The organism is Clostridium sp. OM05-6BH (assembly GCF_003481635.1).
Lineage (GTDB): Bacteria > Bacillota > Clostridia > Lachnospirales > Lachnospiraceae > Butyribacter.
In genome coordinates this window covers 1-288 of sequence record NZ_QULH01000032.1, presented here as the reverse complement: position 1 = coordinate 288, position 288 = coordinate 1, and the positions used below count along the sequence as shown (strand labels likewise).

Sequence of the window (288 nt, the reverse complement as noted above, 5' to 3'; positions counted from 1 at the left end):
GACCCTCTGCTTGTAAGGCAGATGCTCTCCCAGCTGAGCTAAGATCCCATATAATAATAAAACGACCCAGAAGGGACTCGAACCCTCGACCTCCGCCGTGACAGGGCGGCGCTCTAACCAACTGAGCCACTAGGCCATTAAAAGCACTTATTAGTACCTTCAAAACTGCATATAGTTTCTTACATCCCACAAAGTTGAACTTGTTCTTGGTACTCCGGCATTATAATTGCCTTCGTTCCTTTTTGGTCAAGCCCTCGACCTATTAGTGACAGTCAGCTCCATGTGTTA

General features: G+C 46.9%; 2 tRNA genes (1 of these 2 only partly in view). Both read right to left on the bottom strand.

The features are described 5' to 3' along the window. Positions 1-48 (bottom strand) — tRNA-OTHER (locus DXB73_RS13905) (it extends 54 nt beyond the left edge of the window). 14 nt (positions 49-62) lie between these two features. Then, positions 63-136 (bottom strand) — tRNA-Asp (locus DXB73_RS13900). Between the last annotated feature and the right edge of the window lie 152 nt (positions 137-288).